This is a genomic window from Chitinophaga sp. Hz27, from assembly GCF_042263525.1.
Lineage (GTDB): Bacteria > Bacteroidota > Bacteroidia > Chitinophagales > Chitinophagaceae > Chitinophaga.
Genome location: NZ_JBHKFJ010000005.1, coordinates 170,456 through 184,991, shown reverse-complemented (window position 1 = coordinate 184,991; position 14,536 = coordinate 170,456). Strand labels below are relative to the sequence as shown.

The 14,536-nt window shown below is 45.4% G+C and carries 9 protein-coding genes; 6 read left to right on the top strand and 3 right to left on the bottom strand.

The features are described from left to right. Positions 1-221: 221 nt before the first annotated feature. Together ACE38W_RS12840 and ACE38W_RS12835 are read left to right on the top strand one after the other, a co-directional pair. Positions 222-7,649, top strand: coding sequence for a PKD domain-containing protein (locus ACE38W_RS12840; RefSeq protein ID WP_375831401.1), 7,428 nt, complete (start codon positions 222-224; stop codon positions 7,647-7,649). Between the two features lie 133 nt (positions 7,650-7,782). Next, complete coding sequence (locus tag ACE38W_RS12835) at positions 7,783-8,556, top strand: MBL fold metallo-hydrolase (RefSeq protein ID WP_375831399.1); 774 nt, start codon at positions 7,783-7,785, stop codon at positions 8,554-8,556. Positions 8,557-8,713: 157 nt separating this feature from the next. On the opposite strand, the gene ACE38W_RS12830 is transcribed toward ACE38W_RS12835, so the two are convergent. Next, positions 8,714-9,487 (bottom strand): type 1 glutamine amidotransferase domain-containing protein, encoded by a 774-nt coding sequence (locus ACE38W_RS12830; RefSeq protein ID WP_375831397.1) that lies wholly within the window; start codon positions 9,485-9,487, stop codon positions 8,714-8,716. 84 nt (positions 9,488-9,571) lie between these two features. Beyond that, a complete protein-coding gene (locus ACE38W_RS12825) occupies positions 9,572-10,147 on the bottom strand; it encodes a Crp/Fnr family transcriptional regulator (RefSeq protein WP_375831396.1) in 576 nt (191 codons plus the stop codon). Between the two features lie 130 nt (positions 10,148-10,277). Between ACE38W_RS12825 and ACE38W_RS12820 the strand changes: the two genes are divergently transcribed. From ACE38W_RS12820 to ACE38W_RS12805, 4 genes are all read left to right on the top strand, one after another. Next, a complete protein-coding gene (locus ACE38W_RS12820) occupies positions 10,278-11,234 on the top strand; it encodes a DUF5996 family protein (RefSeq protein WP_375831394.1) in 957 nt (318 codons plus the stop codon). 85 nt (positions 11,235-11,319) lie between these two features. Then, entirely contained in the window at positions 11,320-12,270 is a 951-nt protein-coding gene (locus ACE38W_RS12815) for a GNAT family N-acetyltransferase (protein WP_375831392.1), read from the top strand. A 47-nt stretch (positions 12,271-12,317) separates the two neighbouring features. Further along, a complete protein-coding gene (locus tag ACE38W_RS12810) occupies positions 12,318-13,004 on the top strand; it encodes an aspartyl/asparaginyl beta-hydroxylase domain-containing protein (RefSeq protein ID WP_375831391.1) in 687 nt (228 codons plus the stop codon). A 5-nt stretch (positions 13,005-13,009) separates the two neighbouring features. Further along, positions 13,010-13,981, top strand: a complete 972-nt coding sequence (locus ACE38W_RS12805) for a hypothetical protein (RefSeq protein WP_375831389.1) — start codon at positions 13,010-13,012, stop codon at positions 13,979-13,981. On the opposite strand, the gene cysC is transcribed toward ACE38W_RS12805, so the two are convergent. Beyond that, the gene (gene cysC / locus ACE38W_RS12800; protein ID WP_375831388.1) at positions 13,962-14,498 is read right to left on the bottom strand and encodes an adenylyl-sulfate kinase; all 537 of its coding nucleotides are present in this window, start codon (positions 14,496-14,498) and stop codon (positions 13,962-13,964) included. The genes ACE38W_RS12805 and cysC overlap by 20 nt on opposite strands. Between the last annotated feature and the right edge of the window lie 38 nt (positions 14,499-14,536).

The following is a 14,536-nucleotide window of genomic DNA, read 5'->3' as shown; positions in this document are numbered from 1 at the left end:
CCTTTGGTTTTTTTCATTAGCACTGGATTAACATTAATTGAAAACTATCATTGCAGTCGTCATTCAAAGGATATGGGCTTTTACTTGATGATGGCCATTGTTAGAAAGAAGCGCCTATACGAAATACAACATTTACCCATATACGTTTTTTCGATTAGATAGGACTCGAAACATTTTAATATTTATTATATTAAACTAATTCAATTTTCTGATGTTGGTATATGGAAAAAATATTGCAAAGCATGTGCAATAATCGCTGTACTATCGTCGGTAAACTCCTGTTTATATTTGTATCGTTGTTTCTTGTTGCTCCGGAAGTTCAGGCCCAGTTTACAATCAGAGAATCATTTGGTGGAAGTTCCGTTATCTCTAATCAGCTGGTGCTGGGAGGTAATGCCAAATTAACTGCAGCTACGGGAGAAGATCCCGAGGGCCAGGGTTGGTTACGGCTTACTGAAGATTCTACCAACAAGGTTGGGTATTGTTATGTCAATACTCCATTTCCTTCTAACCTTGGCGTATTGGTGGAATTTGAATACCTGGTGTATTCAAATGATGGTAGCTTACCAGATGCTGATGGTCTTTCCGTTTTCCTTTTTGACGCAAATTATGGTCCGGGCACTTTTGCACTGGGGCCGGATGGTGGCGCATTAGGGTATGGAGAAGTGGATGCCATAGCTAAACCCACTGGCTGGACGCTAGGTCCGGGCCTTACCGGTGGATACGTTGGTTTAGGCATAGATGAACTGGGAAATTTCAGCGATAAGCAAACGCAATATGATAACCTGGCACCTGGCAATGTGCAGCAAAGTATTTCATTACGTGGCCCTACTTCGGGTCACACCGTATACTTGGCTGGTACCGGCTCCTACCTGGGTGGAACGCCACTGGCAGGTAGCCGAATAAGCTACAGCGTGGCCACTGCGATAAGACCTGCACCAACTGTATACTACAGAAAAGTGCAAGTAGTGATTGAACACACAGGGGCGAACTATGAAATATCTATTTATATGCAGATGTCGGAAACAGGTACCATGACTAAGGTATTTGGCCCTATAGCATTATCATCACCGCCGCCTGCAAATCTTAAAGTGGGTTTTGCCGCATCTACAGGCTTATTCACGGCCAAGCATGAAGTGAAAAACCTGATGGTAACAACACCAGGCGCAGTGCGTGTAGAAAAAAGCGGTCCTGCTGCCGTTATCAATAATGGCAGTATGCAATACGATGTAGATGTTTTTAATGACGCTATCAATCCATTGACAGGTATACCGGTAACGGATACACTGCCACGAGGCTTGCAGGTTAGTGCTGTCAATTTCTTGAATAATGGTTACACTGGCAATTCCTATGATGGTGCCGGAACGATTACCAACCAGGTTTTTTCAGGAGGAAAGGTAAACCTGGAACCCAATAGTCGCGGTACTTTTGTATTTACAGGAAAGTATGTAGTTACAGATAGTCTGCCTCATATCCTCAAAAACGTTTCTTACGCCAAAGCGCCGTCAGGATTCAGCGATCCTGATCCCAGCAACGATACGGCTGTCATTTACACCTACCGGAAACCAGGTATCAGCAGTAGTGGTAATACCAGTATCTGTAGTGGTTCACCTGCTGCCATCAACCTGCAAACCATGGTAGGAGCCACCGTCAGCTGGACGGTGACTACCAGCGGGAGTATTACCGGCGCTACCAATGGCAGCGCAGTTGCCGACACCGCCGGCAAATTTGCATTTACCCCCACACTAATCAATACCGGCACCTCGCCGGCAATCGCCACTTATATTTTTACACCTTCTTATACTTATACTTCTCCGATAGATGGTACTCCTGTAAACATTAAAGGAAACCCGGTAACAGTAGTGCTCACGCTGAACCCTACACCTACGGTAACGGTACCTTCGGATATTACTGCGTGTTCAGGTACGACTATTCCAGCTATAACACTGGGAAGTAATGTTCCTGGCGCGGATTTCACCTGGACAAACTCAAATCCGGCTGTTATACTTTTACCTGCCACCGGAACCGGGGCCACCATTCCGTCTTTTAACGTGTTTCACTATTCTTCCGGCGCCCTTGGTGGGAAGATCATTGCCACGGCCACAGCGAATGGTTGCACAGGTAAGGACTCTTTCAATATCAGTGTAAATCCTCAACCTGTTCCCGAATTTAGGTTGAACAACTGGACACAATGTCTTGATGGAAATTTATTCGTTTTCACTAATACAACAGCTGGTTCAGGAAATACATACCTATGGGATTTTGGGGACGAGTCTACCTCTACGCTGGCATCCCCAACACATACCTACAGAGATTATGGTACCTATGAAGTGAAGCTGAAAGCCACCAATGCATTTGGTTGCTCCGACTCTACTATCAGTAAAGTAGTGGTAAATAGTTCGCCGCAGGTAAACTTCATCTATTTTGCCGAATCTGGGCGCGATGCCAGGACCGTTCAATTTACAGATCAGTCTGTAGTAAACCCTGCCGAAGGTGCTTACTACTATTGGACCTTTGGAGATGGTGGCACCAGTAACGAACAAAACCCTGTTCACACATACCCGCAAAAAGGTCCATATAAGGTTACGCTTACCATAACAACCGCGGATGGCTGTACCGGCAGTTATTCCTTCACTTTATACATATATTATGATCCAGTAGTGAGTCCTGCGTTTGTTATTGATAACCCTATTCAATGTCTGAAAGGGAATAAATTTATCTTTAAAAATGTCTCAGGCATTGACGGTGGTACCATTGATCATTATGAATGGGACTTCGGCGATGGCAATACTTCCGAAGAAGAGAATCCTGTCCATACATATGCCAATCCAGGTGTTTATGAGGTTACCTTTATCTTAGTTTTGGATACCGGCGAGGACTTCATTGTAATAGAGGAAGTGGAGGTCTTGCCAATACCTGTAGTCAATAAGCCTGCTGATCAGGTACTCTGCGCTAATACCAGCACAAACACTATCAGATTTACCGGCAATGATGAAGGAACCGTATTCCAATGGACCAACTCCAATACTTCCATTGGGCTGGCAGCATCCGGTACTGGAAACATCCCTCCATTTACTGCTGTAAATACAACTGGAACCAACCAGGTAGCCACTATCACGGTAACTCCTACACGTAATGGTTGCGTCGGCGATCCAGTAACGATGACAATAACGGTTAAGCCTACACCATTAGCCACCGTTAGTGCTAATCAGGTTGTATGCGCCGGCCAGATGACTGCTCCTATGACCTTTTCCAGCAATGTTAGCGGAGCTACCTTTACCTGGACAAATGATAACACCAGTATAGGATTGGCAGCCTCCGGAACCGGTAATATCCCTGCATTTACAGGTGTCAATGGAACAACCATGCCAGTAACTGCTGATATCACCGTAATGCCAGTGGCTAATGGTTGTAGCGGTGCTGCGGCTTCCGCCACTATTACTGTGAATCCAATACCAGTACTTAATAACTCCTTAACGCCAACGCCTATCTGTGATAATTCCATTTTCAGCTATGTTCCTACCAGTGCCACACCTGGAGCTACCTTCACCTGGTCACGGCCAGCAGTTACTGGTATCTCCAACCCGGCAGCTTCCGGAACTGATAACCCACTGGAAACATTAGATAATACTACTACCGGTGATATTACTGTTCCATATACATTTGTAATAACAGCCAATGGTTGCAGCAACACCCAAATCGTAAACCTCGTGGTGAAACCAACACCGACGCTTAGCTCCACACTAACGCCAGGGGATATATGCAGCGGCTCGAAATTCTTGTACGAACCTGGTTCCGCTACAGCAGGTGCAACGTTTGCCTGGTCCAGGGCAGTAGTGCCTGGCATTAGCAACCCTGCGGCCTCCGGCATCGGTAGTGTAAACGAAACGCTCATCAACACCACTACAGCACCGGTTACAGCCTATTACAATTACAGTATTAACGCCAATGGCTGTATTAGTTCGGCTAACGTAGCAGTGAGGGTTAAACCAACACCTGTGCTTAGTTCTACGCTAACGCCAGATCCTGTATGTACTGGCGCTCCATTCGTATATACACCGGAAAGTGAAGTGCAGGGCACTACCTTCGCATGGAGCAGGGCCGCTGTAACAGGTGTTAGCAACCCGGCTGCTACAGGTATCAACAGGATCAATGAAACACTGAACGTTACAGATGGCGCCATTCATACTGTTCCATACGTATACACGCTTGCAGCAAATGGCTGTACCAATACCGCTACAGTAAACGCGTCCGTTTATCCGTTGCCGGTAGCAGGGTTCACCATCAATAATCCGCTGCAATGCCTGGATTTAAATAGTTTCGTATTTACCAATACTTCTACCAGTCAGACAAACAATCCTACCTATCTGTGGGATTTCGGTGATGGCACTACCTCTACAGCTGTCAGTCCTACGCATGTATATACTGCCACAGGTATATATACTGTTACGATGACTATCACCGGCGGTATTGGATGCCAGGCCACTACTTCGCAGACAGTAACCGTAGTACCTGCACCAATAGCATCGTTTGTTTATAAAGAAGTATCACCGGTAAACTTTGATCAGATACAGTTTACCAATACTTCAAAAAGTCTGGCCGGATTTACGTTGACATACACCTGGGACTTCGGCGATGGCACTACATCAACGGATATTTCTCCATTGCATCAATATGCGGCACAAGGAACTTATACCGTAAAACTTACGGCCTTGTCGCCAACAGGATGCTCCGCTGTTTATACTACTATTGTCACCATAGAATCCAATGGTGAAGTAAATGCAGGATTGAACGTCAATAATGAAGTACAATGTTTCAGTGTAAACTCCTTTGCATTTACAGATGCAAGCATCGTGAGTGCAGGAGGTGGTGTTATCACCAGCTATTTCTGGGATTTTGGAGATGGCAATACCAGCACCTTGCAGAACCCAACGCATGTATACGGCGCTCCAGGGTTATATACTATTAAGCACAGTGTAACTACCAGTTTGCCCATTTCAGATGAGATCATAAGTACCGTAGAAGTAGTGGAGAATCCAGTGCTGGTACAAGAAGCTAACAAGCAGGTTTGTGCCGGACAGCGTGTAGGCGATCAGAATTATCGTACCCGTTCCGGCAATGCATTATCTATCAGCTGGACCAACGATCATCCTGAAATAGGACTGGCAGCCGCTGGCACTGGCCCTATCCCTTCGTTTATCTCACAAAACAATACCAATGCGCCTATCGTGGCTACTGTTACCGTTATCGCTACTGATAATGGCTGTAACAGCGCGCCAATGACCTATACTATTACGGTGAATCCGGTACCTAATGTAAATACTGTCAATGATCAGACAATATGTGCAGGTACCAGCTCAGCTCCAGTTACATTTACTGGCAATATACCTGGTACTGTCTTTAACTGGACCAACAATAACACCGCCATAGGATTAGGGGCTAGTGGTACGGGAGATATTCCTGCATTTGTTGCCAATGCAACGTCATTATCTGCAGTGGTAACTGTAACACCTACTGCATTCGGCTGTACCGGCACATCCCAGCAGTTCAGGTTAAGGGCATTGCCTACGCCAGTGCTTACCAGCACTACAACACCAGATGCTGTTTGCAGCAAGGCGCCATTCAGCTATGTGCCTACCAGCAATGTGGCTACGGCTACCTTCACCTGGACCCGCGCTGCGGTAGCTGGTATTAGCAACCCTGCTGGCAGTGGTATGGATTCTGTCGATGAAATACTTATCAATAATACAAATGCACCTATAACGGTAACGTATGTATGGCAAGTAACATCACCTGGTTGTGGTGTCAATACAGCAAATGTACAAGTGGTAGTAAAACCACGCCCACGGCTGTCTAGTACCACTACACCACCGGATATATGCAACAATACGCTATTCAGTTATAACCCAACTTCCAATGTGGCCGGAGCTACTTTCACCTGGAGCCGCGACGCCAGCACTACACTCAGTAATCCTGCTGCTTCCGGAACAGGGAATCCAAATGAAACATTGGTTAATATCTCCAATGATATTACACGTGCTATCTATTCATTCTCTGTTGATGCCGCTGGTTGCTTCAATAGTCAGAATGTAGTAGTGATTGTAGCGCCTACGGTACAACTTACCAGCAGCACAACACCGCCACCGGTATGTTCTGGATCTCCATTTAATTATAGAGTCAGGACAAATGCACCTACCGCCACTGCCACCTGGACACGTGCCGCTGTACCTGGTATCAGTCCTGCCACTGGCAGCGGTACAGGCAATATCAGGGAAACATTGACCAATACCACAACCAGTCCGGTGAATGTCGTATATACGTACACGTTCTCCTACCTGGGCTGTACCTCTACACAACAAGTAACGGTAACAGTAGATCCTCAACCATTTATTACAACCGTTCCTGGTAATGTAGACATTTGTTCCGGCCAGACAGTACCAGCAGTGAATCTTGCCACAAATGTTCCTGGCAGCCAGTTTACCTGGACAAACAACAACGTAAATATTGGTCTGTCTGCGAATGGTGTGGGTAACATACCGGCGTTTACGGCAACAAATGAATTTGAAACAGCCATCACCGGTATTATTTCCATAAACGCTATTACGCCTGCTGGTTGTGCATTGACAACGCCAGCAACATACACCGTTACTGTGCATCCAACGCCAAGTGGTATTATCAGCACGCCGGGAGGAACTTCCTTCTGTGCTGGTAACAACGTGCCGCTTATCGCGAAGGGTGGAGATACTTACCAATGGTACAGAAATGGAGCCGCCATCACAGGCGCCACCAGTGCTACTTACCAGGCAGCAACAGATGGTGTATATACAGTGAGCATCTACACTAACTTCGGTTGTAATTTACAACAGGGAGGTAGCGTACAGGTGACTACCACCACCAGACCTGTGGCCGGATTTACTATATACCCGACATGCGTAAATATGCCGGTACTGTTTACAAATCAGTCACAAGTAACAGGAAGTGGAACAGTAAATTACAGCTGGGCAGATAATATCGGAAATACTTCCACCACACTATCTCCGATGTTCGTTTATCCGGTGGGTAATTATAGCATGAAGCTTATCGTAACACCTCAGAATTGCCCTGGCCTGGCAGACAGCATTACCAAAGCATTTGATGTAGAAGCGCCGGTACCAGGTATGAGACTGCCGCAAGTGAATACCACTGCCAATAATCCAGTGCAACTTGCTGCCAGAAATTTAGGCAATGGCACCACTTATGCATGGATACCGGTAACAGGACTCGATAATGCAACTATTATCAATCCTATGGCTACACTCACCGCAGATCACCAATACCTCATCAATATGACTACCACCAATGGCTGTGTAACCACAGATACCATGCTGGTACGCGTACGAGGCAATGATTCCATATTCATTCCGAATACGGTAACACCAAACGGTGATGGTAAAAATGATAAGTTCGTGGTAGTCGGCCTCGACAAATATCCTGGCACACCGCTCTACATTTATAACCGTTGGGGTAACCAGGTATATCAGAATAAAAATTATGATAACAGCTGGAATGGTAACGGGCTCAATGAAGGCACCTACTATTATATACTCAAGCTGCACTTGCAATCTGGCGAAACCAAAGATTACAAAGGCTGGATACTATTAATCAGGTAATGAACATTAATTGACAAAAAAGCCCCTTGTTATCAGAACAAGGGGCTTTTTTGTTGGACTATCACCTGATTAAAATCTGGCCCGGCCGATATGCCGGCGTTAACCTACTTTTATATTTTAAAGATTGTGACGTATGAAAGAACACTTGATCTGTGCTACCTGTGGCACACATTATTACGAAAGACCGGCAAACGATAACTGCATGATTTGTGCAGATGAACGACAGTATGTACCAGTAACAGGACAAGTTTGGGTTAGACCACAACAATTGAGCGACAAGCATAGCGTAAGAGTAAAGGAGTTGAAACCAGGCATGTATGAATTTGAAATTACACCACAGTTTGCCATCGGACAGCGCGCGTTTTTTATTACTACCCCTGCTGGTAATGTCCTTTGGGATTGTATCCCTTTGCTGGACGAGGCCTTGGTGGCCTTCATCCGCTCCAAGGGTGGTTTGCAGGCTATCGCCATTTCACATCCGCATTACTACAGCAATATGCGCGAATGGGCCGAAACATTTGGCTGCCAGGTTTACTTGCATGCTGCCGATAAAGCGTATGTAGTTGACATGCATTCGCATATTCAGTTTTGGGAAGAGAAAGAATTGAAAATGTGGGAAGACGTGACCCTGATCAATGCCGGCGGACATTTCCCTGGTAGTACCGTATTGCTGAATGGCAACGATTTGTTTTGTGGTGATACCATGTACCTTAGCCAAAGTATGCAGCACCTTTCTGTGATGTTTAGTTATCCTAATCGTATTCCGCTGCCAGTAACAGAATCCCTGCGGGTATTACAGCTGCTGGAGCAGCTGCCATTTGAAAACCTATATGGGTTTCTTGCCTATCAGAACCTGATAGGCAATGCCAAGGATATTATTACGAAATCTATAAACAAATACGTTTAGCCGTTGAAGTTATAAAGGACTTAAAGCTGATGATACAGCTTTTGTGTAGAATGGATTGTATAAACCAAAAAAGCAGCAATGGCCTGACTAAATGTCGACCTTTGCTGCTCTATTATTTTGTTTACCGCCCAAGGCGGGAATTATTCAACAGAGAAAATTATTTAGATATCTGTTTCAGCAGTTTTTCTGCTACAGCATCTGAAGAAGCTGGATTTTGTCCAGTAATCAGCAAGCCATCCTGCACAGAGAAAGATTGCCAGTCTGGTCCTTTTTCATAATGTCCTCCATTGGCTTTCAGTGCATCTTCCAGCAAGAAAGGAACTACTTTTGTCAGTCCCACGGCTTCTTCTTCACTGTTACTAAAGCCCGTCACCTTTTTGCCTTTAACCAATGGTTGGCCTTTTGCATCCTTTACATTTTTCAATGCAGCAGGAGCGTGGCATACCAATGCCGCTGGCTTGTTATGACTGATAAAATCGCTGATCAGTTTTGCAGAAGTTGCGTCTTCCGCAAGATCCCACATAGGGCCATGACCACCAGGATAGAATACAGCATCATAGTCAGATTGTTTCACGGTAGACAGCTGTACGGTATGCGCCAGTTTTTCCTGCGTAGCTGCGTCGGCGTAATATCGTTTGGTAGCAGGCGTTTGTGCATCTGGCGCAGTGCTTTTCGGATCTATGGGTGCCTGACCGCCTTTGGGCGAGGCAATTGTAATTGCTACGCCTTTATCCATCAAGTGATAATATGGTGCGGCAAACTCTTCTATCCAAATGCCAGTTTTATGGCCAGTATTGCCAAGATCGCCATGGGAGGTAACTACGAACAGTACCTTTTTTGGGTGGTTGTTAGGGTTGCTCATTTGTGAAAATCCTTTAATTGCTGAAAGAATCAATATTGTACTTAACAGCAGCTTAGTGATGAAGTTCATTCGTAAATATTTATTTCATCACAAAGTTCAGGCAACTTTCAACAGCGGTAATTGACACAGATCACAATTTTTATGTGATGCAGGTCACATTTCTTTGGAGCGGCTATACAAACGGCTCAGGGTTTCGCGGCTAACACCCAGAAAGGCCGCCAGATCGTGTTTGGGTACCCGTTGTATCAATGCTGGATACTGCTTTATTAATTGTTCGTAGCGATCTTTAGCATTATTGGTAAGCATAGACAAAATGCGTTGCTGCAGCCCTATATATCCATGTTGGTTCTTGATACGAAAAAAATGCTCCATTTTATGCATCTCTGCACAGATCTTATCTTTATCGGCTTTTGTAATACACAATACTTCTGTGTTTTCTACCGCCTCCAAAAATACACGCGCAGGAATACCAGTATATAAAGCCTGATAGTCCGTAGTCCACCAGTCTTCCATTGCAAATTGCAGGATATGCGGCTTCTCTTCCTCGTCCAGTACATAGGCTTTCAGGCAACCGCTCACCACGAAATATTCATAACTGACCGCATCGCCTTCCTGAAGAAGAAACTGTTTTTTTAATATACGTCGCGACTTAAAATACTGCATGACATCTGCAAATTCAGTATCAGTCAGACTAATTAATTTTTCAAAATGATCTCTTAGTACTTGCATAAATTTCCATCAGTTGATGGTGCTATAAAGGTATTGCATTTCAGGCTTACCTGGCAGGAGATAAACCTTCCCTATAATTCTTTGTTTAGCATAAACAGGTATCTTATTAATCATCTCTCAATAAAGAAATATGACGGACAGCAGGCAGGCATGGCCTATACTTAATTACACTGAGTGGAAAGATACATTGGCGACTGTACATCTTTGGACGCAAATCGTTGGGAAGATTCGGCTCCGTAAGATGCCCTGGCTTAATCACTCCTGGCATGTGACTTTATACATTACGCCAGATGGCCTGACTACAGGAAGTGTGCCTTACCAGTATGGCATTTTCCAGATAGACTTTAATTTTCTCCGCCATGAGCTGGTCATTGATACCAGCGAAGGAGGGAGGGAGATTATGAAGCTGGAAGCTCGTTCTGTGGCTGATTTTTACAGAGAGATATTTGAGAGGATTGAGAAGCTGGAGATAGATGTCGCGATTTTTCCTGTGCCCAGCGAAATCCCTGATGCCGTGCCGTTTCCGGTGGATGTAACGCATAAAACCTATAATGAAGCCCATATGCAGGCGTGTTGGCGGGCTATGGTGAAGATCTACAATGTATTTCTGCGTTTCCGGGCCAAGTTCACCGGAAAGGTAAGCCCTATACATTTTTTCTGGGGGGCTTTTGATCTGGCAGTTACTCGCTTTTCCGGCCGTAATGCGCCGGTACACCAGGGCGAAGCACCTAATATGCCCGCTGCCGTTATGCAGGAAGCTTATTCCAAAGAAGTGAGCTCTTGTGGCTTCTGGCCTGGCAGCGATGCCTATCCGCAGGCCGCTTTCTATTCTTACGCCTATCCGCCGCCTGCTGCATTTTCCACACAGCCGGTAAGGCCAGCAGGCGCTTTTTATAGCTCAGAAATGGGAGAGTTCCTCCTGAACTATGATGTGGTTCAGCAATCGGCTGACCCGGAAGCTGCGTTGATGGATTTCCTCGAGTCTACCTATGAAGCGGCAGCAAACAGCGCTGGTTGGGATCGCCACGACCTCGAATGCGATCTCTCTTCCCTCGAACATAAGTATGGCTGCTTCCGCGATTCCTGAAAAATTAAAATCTATTTTGAAATTCCTGAAATATTTCTAAATTTACGTAACTGATTACGCAATTGTTTACGTAAAATATTTGAAAATGAACTTCTTCGATCAGGTAGGAAAAATGGCGATAGGCAGCAGGTTGAGATTTTTGACTGACCAGATAGCTGCAGATGCAGAACAGATCTATGCTTTATTTGGCGTATCCCTGCAACCAAAATGGTTCCCGGTATTTTATGTGCTCACGCAGCATGAATCTGAAACCATTACTGGCATCGCAAAGGAAATAGGGCATTCTCACGTTTCTGTTAGTAAGATCGTCAGGGAAATGATAAAGAAAGGATTGGTAAAAGAGAAGAAAGACAAGACAGATGGCCGCAAAACGGTAGTGAGTCTGACTGCTGAAGGTCAGGAAGTGGCACGTCGCATCCAGGCGCAGTACCATGATGTAACCGCTGCCATCGATGAGTTACAATCCCAGACCCAGCACGATCTTTGGCGTGCCATCGGTGAGTGGGAGTATCTGCTGGAACAGAAGTCGCTACTGCGCAGGGTGCAGGAACAAAAGAAACGCCGCGAAAGCAGTGGCGTGCAAATCGTAAATTATACACCGGAATATAAAACCGCTTTCCGCGCACTAAATGAAGAATGGATTAGCCATTATTTTAAGATGGAAGCGGCGGACTATAAAGCCCTGGATGATCCGGAAGGTTATATCCTCGATAAAGGTGGTTACATACTGGTAGCGCTTTTGGATGGTAAGCCACTGGGTGTCTGCGCGCTCATAAAAATGGACGACCCGGACTATCAATATGAATTGGCAAAAATGGCCGTATCTCCGGAAGCAAGAGGAAAAAATCTTGGCTGGCTGTTAGGTAGCGCTATTGCCAACAAAGCGCGGGAGCTGGGCGCCAGGGCCATTTACCTGGAAAGTAATACAATGCTGAAACCAGCTATCAGCCTATACGAAAAATTAGGTTTCCGCAAAGTAGGCGGCAGACCTACACCTTACGAACGTGCAAATATTCAAATGGAACTGATACTTTAATCTATCTGTTATTTGTCTACTTTTGTTGGGCAACACCCCAACACACTATGGCTGAAAACAGATTTCTTCAACTTCCTTATAAGTTCGATCCTGCTGCGATGCAGCAGGATCTGCAACATTGTATGGCACTACAATGGCCAACACATTTTAATCAGAAAGACTATATCGGCGAATGGAATAGTATCTCCTTGCGCTCCGCTTCTGGTAGGCCACAGGATATCAGCTCTTTTGCCGGTTCCGTTTTTAAGGATACGGACTTACTACAACAAACACCTTACTTTTCGTATATACTCCATCAGTTTAATTGTCCGCTGGAAGCTGTGCGGCTATTGCGTCTTGGGAAAGACGCCATGATAAAACCGCACCGCGATCTTGACACCGGATATAAGGATGGTAATGTTCGTATACACATTCCCGTTATCACACACCCTGAAGTCATCTTTATGTTAGATGATGTAAGACTGGAGATGAAAGCAGGGGAATGTTGGTATGCAGATTTTACCTATCTGCATAGTGTGGTGAATAATAGTCCGGTAGACAGAGTGCATCTTGTGATTGATGCACTGCGTAACGACTGGACCGATGAATTGTTCTCCCAGCAAGGGTTTCCACTGCCATCTTCGCAGGCTGTCATGGATAAAAACACATTGCAACTGATGATCGCTGAACTGGAAAATCATCCAACACCTAATCAGGCATTGATTGCGCAACTGAAAGCTTCCTTCTCTAACTAACGTTTATGCATATACTGGCTGATACTATTCCTTATCAGGTAAATACCCATTCAGGTCAATTCCATTTCGAGTGGCTGGATGCTGGTAAACATCCTTTTAATGCACCATTTTTTCATGATACCATTCAACAGCTGAAGCAGCAGCAGCCGCGTACTTTCAGAAGTTTCACCTGTATTAGTACGCCCGAAGAAATTATTGAGCTGTCGAAACTACAGCCAGGCCTGGAACCTGCGGCATTTGTGTTTCATATATCTCGCTGTGGATCTACCACCATATCGCAGATGTTGGCAGAAGATAGCAGCAATGTGGTGTTATCAGAAATTGAAATGCTGGATAGTATATTGAGAAGTGAATCAATGGAATTGGAGGTGACCTTTGACCGGGAAAACCTGTTCAAAGCGGTGGTTAGCTTGTTGTCCAGGCGGCGGCTGGGAACGGAAGAGCGCCTGTTTATCAAACTAGATAGCTGGCATCTGTTTTATTATGAGTTGCTGCGTTCCTGGTATCCGCACACACCTTTTATATTGTTGTATCGTCATCCGATGGAGGTGGTACGCAGCCAGATGAACCAGCATGGCTTTCATTTCTTCAGGGGGATGCTGCCTGCATCGCTGATGAATTGCAGCTGGGACGACCTGCCATTGCAAAACCCGGAATACATCTCCTGGCTGATTACACGCTACCTGGAGAAAATAACGTATATACATGCTAGTGATAGCAATGCAAGGCTGGTCAATTATAAAGCTGGTAATGAGTATATGTTGCAATCACTGTTGGAGGTAGCAGCCTACATGCCTGATGCAGCTTTGCAACAGCGTATGCTGGCACGTACGCGTTTTCATGCAAAGTACCCGACACAGCTGTTTACAGGCGATCCGGAAATAACAGACATACCATCCTATATGCTCGAAGGCATGTCTTTATATCAGCAACTAGACGAAATAAAACAAACGAGGATCATCTCCCCAATACCTTAATTTGTTGCAGGATAAATACTACCAGTCTGGTAGCCGAATCGGTGCTGGATTCCAGGTGAGTACTGAGCATCAGCGCTGGCTGTACAGGTATTTCATATGGATCATCTACGCCCGTGAGGTTATGTATTTTTAATGGATCTTCATCCGGCAACATGGCACGTTTATAGAGGCCTTTTGTATCTCGTTGCATTAATACATCCAGTGGGCAACTTATCCAAACCGTGTAGGCCTGGTGGTTAGCTTCCACCCAACAACGTGTATCCTCATAGGGATTGATAGCGGAAAGTATGGCAATGGTGCCGCTGGCAGCCGTTTCAGCGGCTACGGCAGAAAGTCGCCGTATATTTTCCTGCCTGTCGGCCTTAGAAAAGCCAAGGTCTCGGCAAAGTGTCTGGCGGTATACATCTCCATCAATAACTTTAGTGGGATGTCCCTGGTTGTTAAGGCTGGCTGCGGCCAGGCTTGCGATCGTGGTTTTCCCGGCGCCTGATAAACCGGTTAATTGGATAAATAGCATAGTAATGGTTAGTTAAGTGAAGATAAAGATTTTATGCA

Bases quoted from the DNA above. Each gene is read 5' to 3' on its own strand.
- ACE38W_RS12835 (WP_375831399.1), top strand. From the start codon at position 7,783: ATGAAAGAACACTTGATCTGTGCTACCTGTGGCACACATTATTACGAA.
- ACE38W_RS12815 (WP_375831392.1), top strand. From the start codon at position 11,320: ATGAACTTCTTCGATCAGGTAGGAAAAATGGCGATAGGCAGCAGGTTG.
- ACE38W_RS12830 (WP_375831397.1), bottom strand. From the start codon at position 9,487: ATGAACTTCATCACTAAGCTGCTGTTAAGTACAATATTGATTCTTTCA.
- ACE38W_RS12840 (WP_375831401.1), top strand. From the start codon at position 222: ATGGAAAAAATATTGCAAAGCATGTGCAATAATCGCTGTACTATCGTC.
- ACE38W_RS12820 (WP_375831394.1), top strand. From the start codon at position 10,278: ATGACGGACAGCAGGCAGGCATGGCCTATACTTAATTACACTGAGTGG.
- ACE38W_RS12810 (WP_375831391.1), top strand. From the start codon at position 12,318: ATGGCTGAAAACAGATTTCTTCAACTTCCTTATAAGTTCGATCCTGCT.
- ACE38W_RS12825 (WP_375831396.1), bottom strand. From the start codon at position 10,147: ATGCAAGTACTAAGAGATCATTTTGAAAAATTAATTAGTCTGACTGAT.
- ACE38W_RS12805 (WP_375831389.1), top strand. From the start codon at position 13,010: ATGCATATACTGGCTGATACTATTCCTTATCAGGTAAATACCCATTCA.
- cysC (WP_375831388.1), bottom strand. From the start codon at position 14,498: ATGCTATTTATCCAATTAACCGGTTTATCAGGCGCCGGGAAAACCACG.